Annotated in this window: 14 protein-coding genes; 3 read left to right on the plus strand and 11 right to left on the minus strand. The window is 45.3% G+C overall.

Going from position 1 to position 20,026, the window contains the following annotated elements:
- Positions 1-27: 27 nt before the first annotated feature.
- Positions 28-459: an Hsp20/alpha crystallin family protein gene (locus tag AAC978_RS02520; protein WP_341546638.1), complete on the minus strand. Its 432-nt coding sequence runs from the start codon at positions 457-459 to the stop codon at positions 28-30.
- 400 nt (positions 460-859) lie between these two features.
- Here AAC978_RS02520 and AAC978_RS02525 point away from each other — a divergent pair, with 400 nt between their 5' ends.
- The gene (locus AAC978_RS02525) at positions 860-1,354 is read left to right on the plus strand and encodes a CarD family transcriptional regulator (RefSeq protein ID WP_341546402.1); all 495 of its coding nucleotides are present in this window, start codon (positions 860-862) and stop codon (positions 1,352-1,354) included.
- A 143-nt stretch (positions 1,355-1,497) separates the two neighbouring features.
- On the opposite strand, the gene AAC978_RS02530 is transcribed toward AAC978_RS02525, so the two are convergent.
- From AAC978_RS02530 to AAC978_RS02545, 4 genes are read right to left on the minus strand one after another with little or no spacing between them, the layout of a single operon-like run.
- Positions 1,498-4,299 (minus strand): NHLP bacteriocin export ABC transporter permease/ATPase subunit, encoded by a 2,802-nt coding sequence (locus tag AAC978_RS02530; RefSeq protein ID WP_341546403.1) that lies wholly within the window; start codon positions 4,297-4,299, stop codon positions 1,498-1,500.
- Positions 4,300-4,325: 26 nt separating this feature from the next.
- The gene (locus AAC978_RS02535; RefSeq protein WP_341546404.1) at positions 4,326-6,545 is read right to left on the minus strand and encodes an NHLP family bacteriocin export ABC transporter peptidase/permease/ATPase subunit; all 2,220 of its coding nucleotides are present in this window, start codon (positions 6,543-6,545) and stop codon (positions 4,326-4,328) included.
- 31 nt (positions 6,546-6,576) lie between these two features.
- Positions 6,577-7,515: an NHLP bacteriocin system secretion protein gene (locus tag AAC978_RS02540; protein ID WP_445900279.1), complete on the minus strand. Its 939-nt coding sequence runs from the start codon at positions 7,513-7,515 to the stop codon at positions 6,577-6,579.
- Positions 7,516-7,530: 15 nt separating this feature from the next.
- Positions 7,531-8,664 carry an ABC transporter substrate-binding protein gene (locus AAC978_RS02545; protein WP_341546406.1) on the minus strand — a complete coding sequence of 378 codons (1,134 nt, stop codon included), beginning with the start codon at positions 8,662-8,664 and terminating at the stop codon, positions 7,531-7,533.
- Between the two features lie 368 nt (positions 8,665-9,032).
- Between AAC978_RS02545 and nlpM the strand changes: the two genes are divergently transcribed.
- The gene (gene nlpM, locus AAC978_RS02550; protein WP_341546407.1) at positions 9,033-10,433 is read left to right on the plus strand and encodes a nif11-like peptide radical SAM maturase; all 1,401 of its coding nucleotides are present in this window, start codon (positions 9,033-9,035) and stop codon (positions 10,431-10,433) included.
- Between the two features lie 257 nt (positions 10,434-10,690).
- Here the strand turns inward: nlpM and AAC978_RS02555 are convergent, their stop codons facing one another.
- From AAC978_RS02555 to AAC978_RS02575, 5 genes are all read right to left on the minus strand, one after another.
- Positions 10,691-10,930, minus strand: a complete 240-nt coding sequence (locus AAC978_RS02555; protein WP_341546408.1) for a Nif11-like leader peptide family natural product precursor — start codon at positions 10,928-10,930, stop codon at positions 10,691-10,693.
- Between the two features lie 121 nt (positions 10,931-11,051).
- Positions 11,052-11,423, minus strand: coding sequence for a hypothetical protein (locus AAC978_RS02560; protein ID WP_341546409.1), 372 nt, complete (start codon positions 11,421-11,423; stop codon positions 11,052-11,054).
- Positions 11,416-12,039: a sigma-70 family RNA polymerase sigma factor gene (locus AAC978_RS02565; protein ID WP_341546410.1), complete on the minus strand. Its 624-nt coding sequence runs from the start codon at positions 12,037-12,039 to the stop codon at positions 11,416-11,418. The genes AAC978_RS02560 and AAC978_RS02565 overlap by 8 nt, the downstream gene beginning before the upstream one ends.
- 158 nt (positions 12,040-12,197) lie before the next feature.
- On the minus strand, positions 12,198-15,128 hold the full coding sequence (locus AAC978_RS02570) for an AAA family ATPase (RefSeq protein ID WP_341546411.1): 2,931 nt from the start codon (positions 15,126-15,128) through the stop codon (positions 12,198-12,200).
- A gap of 233 nt (positions 15,129-15,361) precedes the next feature.
- Positions 15,362-16,048, minus strand: a complete 687-nt coding sequence (locus tag AAC978_RS02575; protein WP_341546412.1) for a CDGSH iron-sulfur domain-containing protein — start codon at positions 16,046-16,048, stop codon at positions 15,362-15,364.
- A 362-nt stretch (positions 16,049-16,410) separates the two neighbouring features.
- On the opposite strand from AAC978_RS02575, the gene AAC978_RS02580 reads away from it, so the two are divergent.
- Positions 16,411-17,934 (plus strand): YifB family Mg chelatase-like AAA ATPase, encoded by a 1,524-nt coding sequence (locus tag AAC978_RS02580; protein ID WP_341546413.1) that lies wholly within the window; start codon positions 16,411-16,413, stop codon positions 17,932-17,934.
- A 177-nt stretch (positions 17,935-18,111) separates the two neighbouring features.
- Here the strand turns inward: AAC978_RS02580 and AAC978_RS02585 are convergent, their stop codons facing one another.
- Positions 18,112-19,998, minus strand: a complete 1,887-nt coding sequence (locus AAC978_RS02585; protein WP_341546415.1) for an aryl-sulfate sulfotransferase — start codon at positions 19,996-19,998, stop codon at positions 18,112-18,114.
- Positions 19,999-20,026: the final 28 nt, after the last annotated feature.

The raw sequence follows: 20,026 nt of genomic DNA on the forward strand, positions 1-20,026 counted from the left end.
CCTTTAATAGTGCATCTCTTTTTTAAATTAATGAAAATCTACTTCGATTGTACGGGCAGCGGGATGACTATCCTTAAGGAAGGACAACTCTAGTACCCCGTTCTTGTAGCTAGCATGCGCTCCATCGGCCTTAACCACTGCCGGAAGCGTTAATGTCCGGCTGAATCTCCCATAATACCGTTCTACACGATGTGACGAACGTCCTTCTCCCGTATTTGCACGCTTAATTTCTCCACTAATGGTCAACTGATTTTCGTCAATTTCAATATGAAGATCTTCTTTCTTTTCAAGACCCGGTATTTCGGCTGTGACATAAATTTGCGAAGAAGTTTCTTCCACATCGACTCGATACAATAACTGGGCAAGGTCCTCCTTTCCTCTTCCCCTTAGGAGATTGCGATTTATATCATCCCAATACTGGTCAAGCACCCGAAAAGAGTCATAAGGGGCTAATGGCATCATTCTCACCTCTCAATGTTTTCATTTTTGCTTAATTCATTTCAAATCTAGTATGGCAATTGCTGATAATATCATACCGTTATCAAGCATTTATAAGAAATGTAAATAACAGGCAATTACTTGGCAGGAAATTTTGTGTTATAATTAATTGTTAAATAACAGTTGCAGAACTTCGGTTCTATTGTATATGGAAAACTTGCTTCAGACGGAGTTTCCACTTCATCTGAAGCTTAGTTGAGTTATCCACTCCGTGGACGAGTCAGCTAAAGTTTGCACAGCAAGCTAGCTTTCTATGTCCGAGGCTTATCGCCACTTATCTAGCTTAATCAGGTAAACGCATTAGTGGTGGTTAGCAATGGACAGGTATTAATACTAGATTACCCAGAAGGAGGAATAACAAATGTTTAAAATTAATGATTATGTGGTATACGGCTCAACCGGATCATGTGAAATCGTAGATATTGTTAGAGAAAAGGATATAAGCGATAATGATACAGAATACTATGTTTTACAACCGGCTTATCACAACAATATAACAATCAAGACCCCCGTAAACAATCCTAAGGTTTTGATGCGCCCCATCATGACCAGAGAAGATGTTTTATCATTAATTGCAACTATGCCTGAACTGGAACCCATCTTGGCTAGCGATGATCGGCATAAGAACGAAAGCTACAAAGCGGCTCTTAAAACGGGTCAAAGCGAAGAATGGGTAAAAGTAATCAAAGCCTTATATATGGAACAACAAGAACGGCTCGAAGCAGGCAAGAAATTAGCAAAAGCCGACGACGACATTATGAAAGCTGCAGAAAAAAATCTGCACGAAGAGTTTGCCTTAGCATTAAATATTTCACCGGATGAAGTGCTTCCCTATATTCTTGAACATGTTCAGTAAAATCAGTCAACTAATCTGGAGCTTTACCGCCGGTAGTCATAGGATAAATGTGCTTTACCACGGTAAAAAAGTGACACCAATCTTTTGTTAATGATTGGTGTCACTTTTTTATGCTGCTGAACGGTGGCGGTATTGCCTAGATTTCAAGCGAGTTGTCGGTGTACAAGGTTCGCGAAAACTCCGCCCTTGCTCATCAGTTCATCATAGGTACCACTCTCAACGATTCTTCCTTGATCCATTACGATGATCTTATTACAGTTAATGATCGTACTCAAGCGGTGGGCGATGACAATCCGGGTGACCTTCAACCGGTCGAGACTTTGACTGACAATGGCCTGAGTTCGATTATCCAGAGCACTGGTAGCTTCATCAAAGAAGAGTATCTTAGGCTGGTTGACTATCGCTCGGGCAATCATCAAACGTTGCTTTTGTCCACCGGAGATCGTCGAAGCTCCCTCACTGATCATGGTATGCATTCCCATGGGCATGGCCTGGATATCTTCATCAATTCCGGCCATTCGGGCTGCTGCCCAAGCATCGTCGATCGTCAGATAAGGATTAGCACCCACAATATTTGTGAAGATATTCCCTGACATGAGTTGACCATTTTGCAACACCACGCCCAGTTGCTTCCTGATCGCCCGTATATCGACTTTTTCTAAGTCCTGTCCATCGTAGTATATTTTGCCAGTCTCTGGTTTCTCAAAGCCCAACAAGATCCTTAACAACGTCGACTTTCCGCAGCCGGAAGTGCCGACTAAAGCGACATAATCCCCCTCCTTAATATGGCAAGATACGTCTTTCAAGACTAGAGGCCCATCTTCTTTATAGCGAAAAGAGATATGATCCATTTCGATCGAGCCTCGCAGGGGGATAGGGGTGACTTTTGTCTCATCATACTCCGGCAGGGTGTCTAGAATCGGTTTCGCCCGTTGATAGAGAGGGATCACAATATAAGCACCTATAATCGATTCTGTCAAGGAAGTCACGGAGAGGGTAAAGGATACAAAAGCTGCATTGAAGCCGATAAACTCCCCCGGAGATAGCAGGCTATGTCCGGCAGTAAGAGTATAAAAGACAATCATACTGGCCAGAAGGGGGAAAATATCATGAAAGGTCGTCTGCCAGTTACCCAGAAGTCTCCTCTTAAAGACGAACTGACGTTGTTCACTGAACCTCTCAGCCCAGCGGTAAAAAGCTCTAGCCTCAGCTCCAGCTACCCGAAACTTCGTGATACCGCCGATCAACTGAAGCATCATCCCCGAAATACGGTTCGATATATCTAATATTTTTCGTTCATAGCCCACTTGCCGGAAGCCTAGAAATCCCATGACCATCAGGGCTAAAGCTAGTAAGGCCGTAGCCACACCAGCGAGCTTACGATCATAATAGAACATTAAGGCAAGGGTAAAAACTGAGAAGATGCTGGAGAGAACTGTATTTAAAGTGACACCTGAAAGAATTTTGCGAATCTGACTAATGCCCATGGCCCGCATTGCCAATTCACCGGCAGGAAACTGTTTAAAAAACGGCACTGGTAGACTCAACAAGCGATCCCAAATAGCTGCTTGGATAGCTCCTTCCATTTTTCCCTCAATCCGTAAGGTCGCTAAACTACGCACAAACTGGAAGATCATCGTGGCTAAGGCACTAGCTCCCAGAAAAAATGCAATCTGGACTAAGTGCCCCCTCCCCCCTTCAGGAATAATGGTACTAAAGATGATTCCTGTGGCTAGAGGGATGGCTGTCCCTAAGATACCACCCAAAACACCCATCAAAAGGATCATGAGCAAGTCTCTGCTCCAGCTATTTTCCCGGCCTAGGGTTAGTAGGTCACGTGCCGTGATTTTCTTTTCAGCAAAGGGACGGTAAAAGACAAAACCAAAGACATCAATCTCCTTTGCTGTTTCTCGATCAACAGGCCTGGTGACCCCTTGGGTATAATCGTGGAGTAAATATTTTGTTGGTGCGGAAGGGATTAAGGCAATCGGACGATGGTCTTCTTTCATATAGCCTAAAAGAGGGCCGCTATCCTGTGTATACCAATCGCCTTGTAAGGCTACTTCCCTCACCCGCATCCGTGAAGCCCGGGCGATATCATCCAGATGCAACTCTCTTTGGTTCCCTAGAGCTTCTGGAGGTGCGATGACCTTCATCTTCATGGTTTGACCCAAGAGGCGGCAAGCATCCAGTAAGGGATCTCCAGTCTGATCTTCTAAAGCCGCCTTGGTTTCCACTTTTTGAGTGATGGCCGCCAGCTTGAAAATAGCGTTGGTCATCAATCGTTGATCGGATCTGCTTTTCTCTTCCAGCCTTTTCTGCTCTGACTCCTTTTTTTCGTCCCAGGTATCACTCGCCGCTTGTAGCACTTGCGAATGGTACCCTGCACGGAGGGAATCATTGGTTAAATACTCATATTCAGAAATAGCTTCAGAGGCGGCGGAAGCAACCTCATCCTGGGAAAATCCGAGACTGAGAGCAGAAACTTCTTCCTCTGAGTATTTTTCACTCCGACTAATCTTGGCTAACGTATACAACCATTGACTTATAGCCTCGTAAACTTGTTGTTCATCACGAGATGCCCCTTGGAGACCCTTACCACCTTCTTCATCAGCTTCTATTCTGTTGCTAAGCAGCTCCCTCAGTTCCTTGATGTCAATTCTCAGGAGGCTCGAACCCAATAGTCCAGAGACCAACAGTCCCTTTTTGCAAGGAGAGCCTTCAGGAGTTACTCCGAAAAGCAAATCGCCAGGATAGGCCTCAAACAAGAAGGTTTTGGTCCCTGCCTGTAGCTTATCATCCATAGTCGCTAAAAAAACAGCCGCTTTCCCCTGCTCTACGAGCCAAATATAGTGATTGTCCTGAAGGAAAAACGTTTTTTGACCATCCAAAGGGACTCTTATTCCCTTTTGCTTAACCGACTCCCAATTATCTATCTCGCTCACCTGCCGATCACGACTATTTATTTTGCTTAACCCGTGGCGATCAGTTTTGCATAAGTCCCTGCGGCCTCATACAGCGACCCATGGGTTCCTCGCTCAATTATCTTCCCTTTTTCCAACACAATGATCTCGTCACAGTCCCGTATAGTACTAAGGCGATGGGCGACAATAATACACGTGCACCCCCGATAACGAATATGTTCATCCACATTTTTCTCAGTTATTGGATCGAGAGCACTGGTAGCCTCATCCATAATCAGAATAACCGGGTTTTGGGCCAGGGCTCTGGCTATTTCCAGCCTCTGCCTCTGGCCTCCGCTAAAATTCTTACCGCCCTCTTCCACCATTTGCTCATAGCCCCCCGGGCGAGCAGTAATATCATCATGGATACATGCATCCTTAGCCGCCCGGATCATCTCAAATTCTGAAACGGTTCCATCCCAGAGCGTAATATTCTCCCTGACCGTTCCTTGAAACATAGAAATTTCTTGATCCACCATAGCTAAGGAATTGCAGATCGCTTCCTTGGAGAAAGATGAGCGGGGCTGTCCATCAAAAAGAATCTCGCCTGACCTAGGATGGTGAATGCCGGCAATGATCCTGGCAATGGTTGATTTACCGCTACCGGAGCCGCCGACCAGAGCTACCCGTGATCCGGGTTTTAGGCTTAGGTTGAAATCCTCGATCAGGGGCGGTTCCAAAACACTATAACCAAAGGTGATATTCTTTAGTTCCACATAACCCGAGAGCTTTTGCCCTGTCGAAAATGAAGCCTTTCCTTCCTGTGGATCGTGAGCCTTGTTGACATCGTTGGTAGCGACCGATGCGTTGCCCCTGCTACCCTCATGATCCTCGAGTTCCCGATCGAGGGGGTATTTTAAGACATCGTCTAAACGATTCATCTCGCCTTCCATCTCCTGGAGCTCAGCTCCAAGGCCCACCAGCCCGGTGACCGGCGTCATAAAGCTACTCATTAAGCTTTGGAAAGCCACCAGCATGCCGATAGTCATTTGTCCATCGAGAATCAGGAAACCGCCGATCACTAAGACGAGTGCGTTATTGATACCGGTTAAAAAGGTGGGGAATACGGATAAAAACTGAGAAGAAACCCCCAATTCTTGTTCTGCATTGAGCAATTTCGCCTGATATCCTGACCATTGAGCAAAGAAGTTGTCTTCTGATCCCGTGGCTTTGAGGGTTTCGATGATCTGCAGGCCCGCCATACTCGAGCCAATCAGTTTCCCCTCATCTTGAAGTAATTTGCGGTTCAGATCGACTCGCCGGGCAGATACCGCAATCAAGTAAACTACATTGATCAACGCGATTGCCAGCCCTACTAAGGCTAAAATCCAGCTATAGGCGAGCATTAACGCAAAGTAAAATATAATCATAAGAACATTGAGTGCCGTAGTCGCCAGTTTCCCAGATAAGAGCTTTGCTACCTTATCATTGCTTTGTATTCTGGAAGTGATATCACCTGCCGCACGCTGCGAAAAGAACTCACTGGGCAGACGAAAGATGTGCCACAAAAACTGTCCGGAGGTGACCAGGGCAATCTTCGTTTCCAAGCGAAGCAAATAATACTGTTGCAACCAAGTTAAAATCCCTCTGAGCATTGCCGTAATGCCCATTCCCAGTAATAAGGGCAACACCCAGGAATCGAATCCGCCCAAGAGAATATCATCGACGAATACTTTGGAAAACATGGGTATTATCAAGCCGGGAATAACTAAGGCCAGACCCAGCAAAATGATATAGATTAAAGCCTTCTCTGAACCTTTAAGCCTCTTCTTTAAGGCAGTGCTTAAATTGGGTTTTTTACTATCTTTTTGGAATTCTGGGGTTGGGGTGAAGGAGAGAACAATACCGGTAAAGGCTAGATTGAATTCTTCCTCCGTTACGACTCTTCTGCCTGCCGCCGGGTCGTTTAGATATACTTTTCCTTTATGAAAGCCTTCCAGAACAAGAAAATGACTAAAATTCCAGTGGATGACTAAGGGCAAAGGCATCACTCGCAACGCTTCCGGTTCTTTACGAAATCCCTTTGCCTCCAGACCATAACTCCGGGCGGCTTTGAGGAGATTGCTGGCCTTACTCCCATCTCTGGATACACCACAGGCAATTCTTAATTCCTCTAGGGTAGTATACCTCCCATAATGAGCTAGGATCATAGCCAGAGACGCCGCTCCGCACTCTACCGCTTCCATCTGCAGTACAGTAGGGACCTTAACGATTTTCTTCTTTATCACCTAATCTCTCCCTCCCTTCCGCCCCCTTATTTTAAAAGGGTATGACTTTCTGAATGGGTTTCTCCCGTTGTGTGATAATCTCTGAGGTTATGATGGTCCCACTCTGAAAGGACATAGGGGGGCCCGTGGGAGATGACCAGCGATAGCCGCTTTCAGTGGCGCTATCGGGAACCAAGTCAATCTTCACCAATAGGGGAGCACCTTGCCCAGCTAATAAAGCAACCAGGTTTTCATTGCCCAGGGTTTGCAGCATACTCTGGGCAGTCGCCGGATACTCTGCGACTGTATTTACTCTCCCTAATAAGTAGCCGTACTCCTCTTTGTTGACCGTAGTCGGGGAAATCTGACATTCCATACCGGGACGGAGCAGTCCACCTTGTTCGGCAGGAACATACACTACTGCTTCTAGCTTGACTGTATCACCATACTGTTCAAGGGTCGCCAGCGTATCTCCTGGTTTGATAATGCTTCCCTTGGTCATATTTATCTCTAAGATACGACCATCAATTTCTGATACTATTTGAGTTCGGTACACTAGTTCACTGCGGAGCTGCTGTATCCGGGTTGCGATTTCGGCATAAGCTGGATCTTCTCCTTGTCCATTGTTCTCCATAGCAGCTTGGTTGCTTAAGAGTTCATTGATTTGAGAAATTAATTCTGGTTGCTCAATTCTCGCAACGACATCCCCTTGCCTTATCTCCTGCCCAACCTTCACGCGAATATCACTGATCCGGCCAGAGACGTGATGCTGCAGAGAAAATACACCCCCATTATTGAGAAGAATTCCTTGTCCTTGAATTTTCGTGGGGATGCTCCCTAATAGTCCCCAAGCGACCCCACTTATAAGAATCAGGCCGATGGCTAATAAGGCCAGCCAAGCCTTCGGTGAAGTCACCTGAATACGTTGATCAAGTTGCTCCGGAGAGGATAGTCTTGTCAAAGAAACATCACGAAATAACCCTTGCCTCATCATCTGCACCTCCCATTAATGCTTAAGATACTCAAAACGTCCGTCCTTGACCTTCTTCAGCACTACCAGGTCGCCGATGTCATCACCCCGCCCATTGAACTGGTGCACCCCTATCACGCCTTCCCATGCCCCCAAATTTCTTAATTCTTGGGCAACTGTAGCAGGGTTAGCCAAATCAGATTTTTCTAAGGCAGCTGCTAGCAAATTGACCGCATCATAGCCTGTTGCGGCATAAGAGGTGGGTGCTTGCTGATATTCCTCCCGGAAGGCTTCCACAAAGGCTTGGGTCTTGGAACTAGGAAGTTTGGGATTAAAGAAGGAACCCACCAGTAACCCTTCTGCCTTAACCTCGGTGACTTTGGTCAAAGAAAGTGAGTCCCATGAATTCCCGGCGATTAATGGCACCTCAATGTTTACAGCTCTAGCATCCAACAAAAATTGAGTTCCCTCTTCCGCCGCGATCTTGGCAATGAAAATTCCATCAAAACCAAAAGCCTGCCACTTATCGTGCAAACGTTCTAAATCTTCCAGATTGCCATAGTAATTAAAACGATCCACGATCGTTATTCCTTGAGCACCAGCATAGTCTTCAAAAGCATTAGCCAGACCATTGCCGTACGAGTCATCAGTGTAATAAATAACCATCCGTTCATGACCCTGCTCCGCAAGGTAAATTGCCAGTTGCCGAGCGATTTCCTCATCAGAGGGAATATTGCGAAAGACATGGGTATAATTGTGCTGTGTAAGTTCCGGTGAAGTCGAGGCGGGGGATACCATCACCAACCCAGCTTGATCATAAATCGAGGATGCCGGAATCGAGATAAAGGAATTGCGATGACCGATGATCGCTCGAATCCCTTCATTATCCGCGAAGGCTTGAGCAATGGCCAGTCCCTTTTCCAGCTCCGCCTCATCATCAGCTTTGAGCAGGCTCAGTCTGCGGCCTTGTATGCCGCCTTGATCGTTAATCTCTTGAACGGCTAGATCAAGACCTTCTTCAAACAAATCATCTAAGGAGGCAAACGGCCAAGCAACACCGATGAGGACTTCCTCACTTGTGTTGACCCTAGTACATCCCTGTGGCCATAGACTGAGTCCTAAAAAGAGCATTATGACTATAGACTTTTTGATCGTTCTACTCTTCAGCATATCTACACCTTGCTCTCTGAATTATTCTCTCTTCCGTGTTAGCCTAAGAAAGTCCAAAGGATTTAACTCCATAGGTTAAAGATTATCTCAAGTTAAAATTTAGCAAGTCTACAAATAACCGCAGACTTATCCATATCAATTTAATACGTTAGATTTGATCAACCATTACAATAATCTTTGATAATAGCAACTAGCCACTGTGTCCTCCTGAGGGATAGGCTAATGGGGAATCTAGCTTCTTAGCTGACACTCAGGATGCCAGAGAATTATACTATTATTTATCGTGGCCCAGTAATGCATGGAATTACTGTAATGCACCAGAGCTTTTAACGTATTAACTAGTAAATGAACATTGGGGAGAGAAGTGCATGAGCAAAAAGGAAGTCAGTCCCTTTCATCTGTTTGAATACCGAGGTGATCATTATCTGCTAAATATCGAAAAGATGGCGGCTTTTCGAGTGAGCACGGAACTTTTATCGATCCTATATAGTATCCGGGAGCAGAAAACAACTCTTCCGGTAAGTCAAGAAGAACTTCTCAGGTCATGGGATCTAATTCGGGAAGGCACGAAAGAAAACACTTCAGTCCCCAATATGGAACCCGCCCCCATCACCTATATGTATCTTTTCCTTACCCAATCCTGTAATCTTCGCTGTATTTACTGTTATGGCGATGGTGGCGAGTACGGAACCGGCGGCAGTATGGACAACACCACGGCCAGACAAGCTGTGGATTGGTTGATCGCTAAGTCGGGGAAAATGAAAAAAATCTACTTGGGGTTTTTTGGTGGTGAGCCATTAATTAATTTCCCCCTCATGAAAACCATTGTGGAATATGCTAACAAAAAAGCTCAAGAAGCCCATAAAGAAGTCGAATTCTTTGTGACAACCAATGCTACTTTGTTAGATGAGGAAAAAATGTCTTTCATTAATGAGCAACAGATTTCCGTCCAGATTAGCTTTGATGGACCAAAGGAGATCCAAGATGCCCAACGTCCTTTTGCCAACGGTCAGGGTTCTTATGACTCGGTTGTGCCGAAAATCAAAACACTACTAGCTCTCGCTCCTAATACTTCCGGACATGCAGTTCTTTGGGGTGATACCGATCCACAACTTATTAAGGACACCCTGCAAGACATCGGATTTACCACCTTCTCCCTTGCTCCAGCTTCCCACTCCCTCTTCACTGATGAGTCTGATAAAAACAACAGCATCCACAAAATTCAAGTACAACTCCAAGCTTTAGAGCAAGAAGCGGCAACCTGGTTACTCCATATCCGGAGTAGAGATAAAGATATCCTCCGAAGTTTAAAGGCAAGCAGCGCTGGCTATGGGATTTACCCTGGTATGGTAGCCTTGCTACACAATCGCCATAAATATCATTTTTGTGGTGTCGGTCGCAAGATGGTCGGTGTATCTGTAACGGGAGATATCTATCCCTGTCATCGCTTTGTAGGCAATGATGACTATAAAATGGGCCATGTGGGTGATGAGAAATTCAACCGAGATGATTATCTCCAAAGGCCCCTAGTCTCTCAGGCAAACTGCGCATCCTGCTTTGCCAGCCACTATTGTGCGGGTGGCTGCCTGCACGATAATCTTAGCTCCAGCGGCTCCCAATATATTCCTTCAGAAGATATCTGCCGCCTAAGACGTCGTGAACTTGAACTGGCAACCGTCATCGTGTCAAACCTCAGCCCTGATGACCAAGCTTTTTTGGTCAATGAACAAATTATTCCTCCCAAACCCTGCCCTCTAGATTTTTTATAATTATAAATGGCAATCAGACAATTGTCGGACATGAAACATGGGAGCTGTGATTTCACACAGCTCCCTTATTTTATACGTATAAGAAAGTACATTTTTTTGTTTTTCATTGGTAGTTAATGTGTAGTAAACAGGCGACCAGAGATGCTTCTCTACATATTGGTATACCTACGTTGTAGGGTCGACCCGTGGTCGCCTTTGTTCTACTAGACTAACCCTGCTTGAATCGACTCAGTCCATTGGGTTGTCGCTAGGGAATCTTAGAATACTTCTCTTAAGCCACAGGAATCTAGAAGGCAACCGCCCCCGGCAACAGCATCTAACTCACTGTCACTCATTTCGTCGCCTAGATCCTTTAGTTCTTCAGCGCTAAAATCGAAGCCTTCCTCTTTTACCAGTACCCTACGCTCTTCCGCGTCCTTGGCTGCCATAACTTTCTTGGCAAAGTCCTGATCGGTTTTCATTTTCTCCATGAATGCTTTTGCGGATTCGATACTCATTAATATTCCCTCCTATTTTTTGTGTACCCTGTACACAGATTAACCTTTTCAACAGTTAATACGATTTTCTCAGGATAGTATTACAATAGCTTAAGACAAAACTTTTTGACTTTCACAATGGTTATTTACAGTTTGGACATCGGCCGTCCACAGTAATATTCCTTGACCTTGAACCACATCTCGGACATTCTTGCCAACTAAGCTGCTGAGAAAAACCTGCAGCAACATAATCCAAATCCTCTTCACCTAATTCTTCATCTCCACTGAATTCCCTTAAGTCAACCGGTTTGGCTTGGTCTAATTGGGCTAAAATTTTCTCCTTTAAGCTATCGCGTACCTTACTGTTAGCACTTAAGTCATGGGTCAGCATCGTTTGAGCTAGGAATAATAGCTTTCTAATTTCAGGATCCTCCACCAGTCCTAGGTCTTTTTCTCCGGCAATAATCTGCTCGAGATAAATCATATAAGTTTCCGCCTGCTGCCTCTCATTCATAGATACACATCCCTTGGCTTGCCAAGATTATGCGCAACTGTCGCATGGCCCGAAAGAGAATAACACCTGTATTGCTTTCGCTGATGTCAACAAGCTTGGCGATCTCACGATTACTTAGGCCACTCCAGAACTTCAAAGCAATAATCTCTTGTTCACGTTGGCTTAAGCAAGCAATGGCCTTAAGGAGGTGATGTTGGATCTCATTTAATTCCACAATAGTTACCGGATCCGGCTCACGAGCTGCAATATTTTTGGTGTATTCATCGAGGGAAATAATATGTACTCCCTTGCGACTTCGATAGTAATCTGTGATGGTATTCCGGGCAATACGAAAAAGCCAGACAGAAAAAGGGGCTTTGTCCTTTTGGTAATAGTGATTTTTAGCAAACACTTTTTCGACGATTTGACTTACCAGGTCTTCGGCGTCATGATAATCAGCCACCCGATAATGTACATAATTATTAATCCTAGGAAAGTAACAACTGTATAAATCTGTAAAGGAGGTCTCATCTTTTTCGGCAAGTTCAATCAACGCTCTTCCTGACCCTTGAGTAAATATGGCCGGTCCCCCCTCGATCTGAAAACTTCTGTGCGTAGTCTGATTATAAAAAACCAACTACCACCAAAAGTGCCACCATATTTTGCAAATTACCCTATTATTCTTTAATTTACCTATTTTGACGACAGGTGCCGGGGTATAACATAAAAAGAGGAACACCATCTCTGGTCTTCCTCCTTTTATGTTACACTTTGAGTTACTCTTTTCGTTAATAACTAATTTTCACTGCTCGCGATGGAATGCCCCATCTTCGCACACCGCCGTGTCAACTCTCTAGCTTTGGATTTCTCCCCTGATTCTGCATAGCCTTCCTGAAGGACTGCCGCTGCACTAAGAAAGAGTTCCTCCAGGCGAAGCCTTGAACTTTCTGCCCAAAGTGCCTCCAAGTCATTCAGATAGCGACCGGTGTAATGTTCCACAACCTTTTGGGCATTGCCAAAGCTTGGCTGCTGGACAAAAGCAGTTGCGGCTTGCTGGAAAGCATCGAGATCACAACTAATTTCAGCCATCTTTAGATGGTACAAACCACGCTCATATACGATGGGATTACCGGCACCTACGCTCTCAAAAGCCCGTCTTATTTCACCGCGGCGGGTATGAAATAAACTAGTCACATTTGCTTCGCTGTCCCACCACAGGTCGTTGAAAATATTTTCTTTACTGACTCCTTCACGATGCTCTAATAGATAAGCTAAAAGCTCACGAGCTTTCTGAGTACGGATCTTAATCGGGCTTTTCCGTTCATAAGCAGGTGCAATATAAAAGGTCCCTAGGGTGTTGATATAGACCCGAGCACTAATATATCCTCCATAGTTGAGGAGCTCGCGGGTATATTCCGGCATGATGCCTGCATCTGCTGCTTGCTTCAAGACAGTTGCAAAAAGCGGCTTAAAGCGCATGTAGTAGCGGTGATCATATTGGCGGGAAAGCTCCAGAAAGCGGCGAGTATAGTTCTGAGCCTGCTTTGCGTCACCTTCTGCCAAATAGATGGCCGCTAGCTTGCCATAAGCAAGGGTTGCATAGGCATAGCAGCCAATTCTCTCGCCAATAGTGATCGATTTTTTATAGTATTCTATATACTGCTCCTTATCCTTCTTTAGCACTTGCAGGGCATTCGCCATCCGCCCATAAGCCACGGTCTGAAAAAAGGGTGTGGTATCTTCGATAAGCATATGTATCTCGGCAATAATCTGCTCAGTTTTATCCCGATGTTCCAAGATTTCCGCACAAGCCTTCCATATCTTCACAAATAGCCAGTGCTCGCGAGTGCTACGATTTAATATAGCATATTCTTCCGCCATGTTCAGATAACGATCAGAGACTGAAAAATCAGTAGCTTCTCCCAAGTAATATTTTAACTGCTCTGCGGTATTAAGGGTTTCGGCATACAACAGATAATTGATACTAAATTCTTCATGAAGTCCCAATTGGCGCATCCGATAAAGCTCCGTATTTAGCAGGAGTAATGCCTTTTCTTCCTGCCCGACAATCTGATAAGCTTTAGCCGCATAGACTCCCACGCCATGGCGCATCAGCTGGTCCTGCTCTTCTTGCGGAATGGCTAGAGACTTTTCATAAGCCTTCAAACAATTTTTATAATCTCCTTTATAAAAATAAATCACCGTGAGATAGCGCTCAAACCAGCCCTTAATTCTTAAGTCACCATTCACTAAGCATTTATTCATCATCGCCATCGTTAAATCCATGGCCTCGAATAACTGGGACATGAGAGTTAAGTTGTGAATCTTTTCGATTACAACTCCGTACCAAGCTGTCATGGGTGCGCCTTCCAGCAGGGGTAGCAGGCTATCCAGACACGCATTGCTCTCCGCGAAGGAAGCCCTATTGCGCAGTACTCTTGCTGAATGGGTCATGGCCAGTATATACAAATCCTTCTCTTCGCTTATTAACTGGGGCATTGCTACTCTGAGGTATTTTTCTGCTTGGTAAAAGTCACCGCGATCAGAAAGGTAAATCCCTTTGATTAGCTGAACTCTTGGGGTAAGTTCAACGTGGCGAACCTGGAGAAAATCAAAGTACCTTTTCAAATCTCTGCTGCACCCTTGGGCGATGATTTCTCCTGCCATCGCACTAATACAGTTCTGAATGATTCTCCCATCCTCAACCAAGAAGGCGTACTCAACAGCCCGCCCATAATCTCCACTCACATAGTATCTTTCCTTAGCCTTCTGTAGGATTCGCCAGCCATGGCCCTCATCATTATGTTGTAAAAAACTACGGAATAAGGTGTGGTAGCGATATGTAGTGTCAGAAGTTCTTAATGTAAAAAGATTCCTATGGACAAGTTCTTCGAGAATTTTCTGAGCATGATCTATATCTAATAAATGGTTACAGGTTACAACCTCCAGCTCCGGGAGCCGGGAAGTAGCTTTCAAGAAATCCTGGAATTCCTCCGTCAGCCCCATAAATATTTCATTAAACAGATAGCGACTGATATCTCGCTCAGCCTCAAGCTTTGCTAAAGAGAGTTCATTATTGCCCTCCGTTGCCAAACGATAGGATTGAATAGCTAAGGTCCAGCCCTCAGTGGCCGAATAGGCCGCTTCGTCGAAAAATCCCCATAGTCTTGTCGCTTCCTCCTCGTTGAAGCTCAAATCCTTTTTGGTTAGCTCCGTAACTCCACCGGCCATTTTTAAGCGAAAAAGACCACTCCATAGTTCATGACGGCTAGCCATGATCAGAGTAATCTGAGGGGGGCAGCCCTTGACCATTTCCGAGAGAAGCTCTATTAACTGCTGGTTGGTAATCAGATGCATATCATCGAAGATAATGGTCAGGGTATTGCTACCGATAGCCTTCAGCAATGCCGCGAGAACAACTGAAACAAAGGTAGCACTCCCTGTAAAGGGAATATAGTCCGTGGCATGAAACTCAAACTCAACCAGTCTCTCCCTAAGCGAAGATTCCAGATGCTGCAAAAAGAATAACAGCTCTTGATCCTTTCCATCCAAAGCCATCCAGACGACATCGTCACGTCCTTTTGCATATTGCATCAGGAGGGTAGTTTTACCATAGCCTGCATCAGCATGTATGTAGGTAAGCTGTGTGCCGGGAAGAGCAATCCTATCCAACAAACGGGGGCGTTTCAGGAGTGCCTCAGTGCCTTTTGGCTTTAGGTTCCTCAAGCATATTCCCCCTTCCATCGTCAATAATCTCACTCTTATCCTTAAATTAGACTATCTCCACTAAAAATCCTTCTCACTTTCGTTCCGTGGTAATTTAATTTTTCAAGTATGCGTATGCTTCACTTCTCGCACGTTCAAAATCGTACACGTATCCGATTTTGAAAGCACAACCTTTCTCAAAGAGAGACTGTCACCAACATTTTCTCACAAACATTTGGCGACAGCCCCGCATATTATTCCTTATCTTTGTATTTCATAGGCACATGTGTCGCATCGCAGAAAGGTTTGTTCCTTGACTTACCACAACGGCACAAGACATATCTGTTTCTGATCTCATAAATAGATCCGTCTGCTGATTCAAGGGGAATCATGCCTTTGACAAATATCCCGCCACTGACTTTCCTCTCAGGGTCTTGGAGTATTTCTATGGACGGCTCGTATTCAGGTTCAATGACCTTGCCGGTTTTATCCATCACCTGCAATCTTCCGGCCGGACATTCAACAGCCGTTTTTATTGCCAGCTCTCGGAACCCTTCCTTGTCGGATTCTTCGATCAGTTCCCAGACATTCCCCTTTTCACTGTGGCAGAAACGCGCAAAGGCGCAGCGATTGTCATCTAAAAGATCCAATTCCGGTCCTTCAAATAATTCAGCCCTGTCGACAAATTTGTCTCGGGAAGCAGTCTCTGTACCATGAAATTCACAATCGACATGTGAACCATCACAGAAGGGTGGATTCTTTGACTTACCGCAGCGGCATAAGGCATAGGTTTCAGCCTGTGGCAACTCCCGCCCCGGTAGATACTCGTAGGCTTTGCCCTTAGGTGTGATGATGCTTTCCTGTAAGGGTACATTTCCGGTGACAATATAGGGGCCATCCTTGATAATTGTAATCTTACATTCGCGTTTATCCTCGTCCATTATCATCAACTCTCCTTCAAAAATATTAGTCCTAGCAATCTTTTTCACTGCAATCTTTTTCACTATAAGTTAACCTATCCCTTTTTCAACGTTATCACTTAAGGAAGAATAAAGTCAAATACCGGGTAGGAATTCTATAAAACCTATTCAATAAAACTGTCCGCTCCTTGCCCAAATCAATATCTACAGGCTATGGAGCACCATATTGATAATTAGGCAATTTCTTACGATACTTTTTTTGTATATTTGTTAATATCATCGCTTGATAAAGACCATAGATTAATCGACAATTAATCCACAAATTGTTCTGGAAGGAAAATACAGATTACTGTCGAATTCTTCCTCTTATGGGAGGGATTAGCTTGTTTGCTTCTGTGCATGGTATGGCGGTTTCCGGAATTCAGGCTCATTTAATTCGGGTAGAGGTGGATGTCTCCAACGGTCTGCCTGGGTTTGATATTGTTGGCCTTCCCAATACGGCAGTCCGAGAATCACGGGAGCGCGTGCGTTCGGCCATTAAAAACTCCGGGTTTGATTTCCCTTTACAGCGCATTACGGTCAATTTAGCTCCGGCTGATCTGAAGAAAAACGGCTCCGGTCTGGACCTGCCTATTGCCATCGGTATTTTGGCGGCTACTGGGCAATGTTCAACGAAGAGCCTTGCCACTACAGTCTTTGTCGGCGAATTGTCCCTCGAGGGGCAACTACGACCGGTCCCCGGAGTCCTCGCCATGGCTGTATCTTTAGCCCAGCACTCCACCTTTAGCCTGGTCGTTCCTCCCGAGAACAAACAGGAAGCCAACCTAATTGAAGAAATTACTAGCGATTCGACGGATAATCTGGCACAGCTCATCTCTTCTTTAGAGAAGGATCTGTTTCTTGCCCAACCTCAAGCAGAATCTTCCCCCGGAGAACTACCTTCGGATGATACCATCAATTTAAATACGATACGTGGGCAACAGCAAGCGAAAAGAGCTTTAGAAATTGCCGCTGCCGGGGGTCACAATCTCCTCTTGCTTGGACCTCCCGGCTCTGGAAAAACCATGCTAGCCAAAGCCTATGCCGGGATCCTCCCCCCTCTTACACGCGCGGAGAGCCTGGAGGTTACCAAAATTTATAGTGTGGCCGAGTTGCTCGGTCACAACGGTCAGCTTATTCAGGCACGGCCTTTTCGCCAACCTCATCATTCGGCAACAGCGGCTGGTATTCTGGGGGGCGGGCGGGATATGAAACCCGGAGAGCTTATTCTTGCTAATCATGGAGTTCTTTTTCTTGATGAATTGCCGGAGTTTTCCCGGGAAGTACTGGAGTCTCTACGCCAGCCCTTAGAAGATCGTGAGTTAACCCTTACCCGTCAACGAGGCAGCATCAAATACCCTGCCCGTCTGAGCATTGTCGCCAGTATGAATCCTTGTCCGTGTGGTTGGTATGGGGATCCGAAGCGTTCCTGCATCTGTACACCGCGACAAATCGATAACTATCGGGGGCGCATATCCGGACCTTTACTTGATCGTTTTGATCTACATATTGAAGTTCCGCGAGTGGAGTTTGACGAACTACACAGTCATCCAGATAGTGAGTCTTCCCAAACTGTTCAGGCCCGGGTTCTTCAAGCTCGCCAGCGCCAATGGGCTCGTCTGGGCGAAAGCAAAACCAATGCTGAGATGAGTGCGGCGGAAACATCAGTATTTTGCGGCCTAGACTCCATCAGTGAGCAGTTACTGCGCAATGTCTTTGATCGACAACACCTGAGCGCCCGTAGCCATGATCGAATACTACGGGTCGCCCGCACGATTGCCGATTTAGATAGCGAGAGCTATATCCTACCCCGTCATCTCGCCGAAGCTCTTCAATATAGGGCACTAGATCGTACAGTTACCTACTGACCTCGGAATGTCATTGTATTCCCCATAAAGCGAAGAATCTTTCCCCAAAAAAATAGAACCGGCGGGAGAATAGGTGCAGACCTCTATTCTCTCGCCGGTTCTTATTGTTGTTATCGATATCGTTTTTTATTAATTTCTAGTACTTTTTATATCTATTTTTATTTGTTATTAGCATTATTATGCTGTGAAACTTACTCCGGTCTCATAGACTTTTTCATCGGCGACAAGTTTCACCTCATATTTTCCAGATAATCCAGTCTTGTTAATATAGGTATCAATGTTGCGTGGGTCTGCCTTTTGGAAGGTTCCTACGCACATGGCCTGGAATGCCTGGGGTACGGTATTGATCGGATATCGTTTTACCCCACCGGCTTCATCTACGAGGAGCAATTGGGCCAGTTCGCCAGCGTCAAAGATGGCGTTAAAGAGAATTCGATCTTCTTCTTCGGTGATGGATGCTACATAATGCTCGGGCACCGGTGCACCTGTCTCTTCAGCCTTTATCTTCATTTTTGTTTCTTTGGTCATAATTAAGTTACCAAGGATTTCTCCCTCGCCCAATTCCACAGTTTCGTTTGCATAATAGAGCGGTAATTTTTCAGCGCGGTAACAATTCGCCGGCACATGTAATTCATACATTAACACATCGTCTTTGAGCTCACAGGTGATGGAATTGAAGGTATAGACATTATCCTTAAACTCCGGCAGCATTGTTTTCATAACCGCCATACCTTCGCAGGTTTTACCATTTTCATAGCCGATGCCACCGGAGTGAACCATGTAGTGACCTTCATTATAATATTCCACATTGCAAATGTAAGGAGAGAAGAATTCGGCGCCCCGTTCTTTTCCATACTGCCATACTTGCTCGATGGTCATCTTTTCGGTATCTATGCGGTATCTGACGCCACGACTGAAGTTCTTGCTGTTAGGCCAGTAATTTTCTTTGTTCTTTGCTCTGAAGTGGCCGTTATCAAACAGCATGATATCCCCATCAGGCAAAACGACGCAAGCGTGTTGCTCATACTGCCAGTCAAATTCCCCATCACCAACCGGGGTAAAGAAATATTTATCCACCATGTCTTGAGGCCAGCCTTCCGGGTCGCCGATAATCCAGTTTAATTCCCCTGTCTCATAATCGATGTTGATGACAGCGTCTTGGTGGCGACCGGAAAAGCTTAAGCTATTCGTCTTCTTATCGTACCAAACAGCGTTATTATGGAACCAGTCATGCTCATCTTGACTTCCTGAACCGGCTACATCCTGAGGCAGGACCTTTTTATAATCCCAAGATTTCAGGATTTCTCCTGTCTTGGCATCCAACAATACGCACATATCCTCTACCGTACCCGAGTAGAAATCAAAGCTGAGAACCAAGATATTGCCATCTTCCATAGGGAATTGATCATGATGGTAGCCACTGGGCAGACGATATTCTTTGAATACTTTCCCACTAAAGGCCATTTCGTAAAGACCAGTAGTGAAATAAGGCATCTTCACTAATCGTTCAGTGCCCACAAGAATATGTCCATTGGGTAGCCGCTTGAGATCAAAAGCGAAGTTCTTCGTGGCATACCAACGAACATCTCCTGCATAGTCATAGCCGACAGGCATTGCCCGCATAGCGGCAGTTAGGAACATCAGATTGTTCCCCATGTATTCAGACGTCGTCTTGATTGAGGTGGCTACTGGGACATCGGGGTGAAGTGGTTCGGTTTTGATCGTTATCGTGTTCTTCTGACCATTAGCCATAACGATATCGACCTTGTTTTCGTAATCAGCATAGAGACCATAGATGGGCAGAATATGCTTCTTACCTGCCGGGAAGGTATGGCGAATATCCCCAGCATGCTCTTTACCACGCACGATAATCGTCGCTTCAGTGGCCGCCGGTGTTTCAAATAATACCATAGCAGTTAGGGGGCAAGTATCATAAGGATCGAGTTTGATCAGGGGGTTAGCAATGGTATAGCTACCTGCTGAGAATTCAGCTAAAAAAGCTTCTTCCAAATCCCTTTGCTTATGGATAATATGGGGAATTTGTTCACTTTTAATCGGATTCATTGTTCAACACTCCTTACTTTTCGAACTC

The sequence above is a fragment of the Desulfitobacterium sp. THU1 genome, assembly GCF_038181555.1.
Classification (GTDB): domain Bacteria; phylum Bacillota; class Desulfitobacteriia; order Desulfitobacteriales; family Desulfitobacteriaceae; genus Desulfitobacterium.

What these genes read in the sequence shown, in the direction of transcription:
- AAC978_RS02520 (WP_341546638.1), bottom strand. Translation starts at nt 459, where the DNA reads ATGCCATTAGCCCCTTATGACTCTTTTCGGGTGCTTGACCAGTATTGG.
- AAC978_RS02545 (WP_341546406.1), bottom strand. Translation starts at nt 8,664, where the DNA reads ATGCTGAAGAGTAGAACGATCAAAAAGTCTATAGTCATAATGCTCTTT.
- AAC978_RS02585 (WP_341546415.1), bottom strand. Translation starts at nt 19,998, where the DNA reads ATGAATCCGATTAAAAGTGAACAAATTCCCCATATTATCCATAAGCAA.
- AAC978_RS02575 (WP_341546412.1), bottom strand. Translation starts at nt 16,048, where the DNA reads ATGGACGAGGATAAACGCGAATGTAAGATTACAATTATCAAGGATGGC.
- nlpM (WP_341546407.1), top strand. Translation starts at nt 9,033, where the DNA reads ATGAGCAAAAAGGAAGTCAGTCCCTTTCATCTGTTTGAATACCGAGGT.
- AAC978_RS02555 (WP_341546408.1), bottom strand. Translation starts at nt 10,930, where the DNA reads ATGAGTATCGAATCCGCAAAAGCATTCATGGAGAAAATGAAAACCGAT.
- AAC978_RS02540 (WP_445900279.1), bottom strand. Translation starts at nt 7,515, where the DNA reads ATGAGGCAAGGGTTATTTCGTGATGTTTCTTTGACAAGACTATCCTCT.
- AAC978_RS02525 (WP_341546402.1), top strand. Translation starts at nt 860, where the DNA reads ATGTTTAAAATTAATGATTATGTGGTATACGGCTCAACCGGATCATGT.
- AAC978_RS02560 (WP_341546409.1), bottom strand. Translation starts at nt 11,423, where the DNA reads ATGAATGAGAGGCAGCAGGCGGAAACTTATATGATTTATCTCGAGCAG.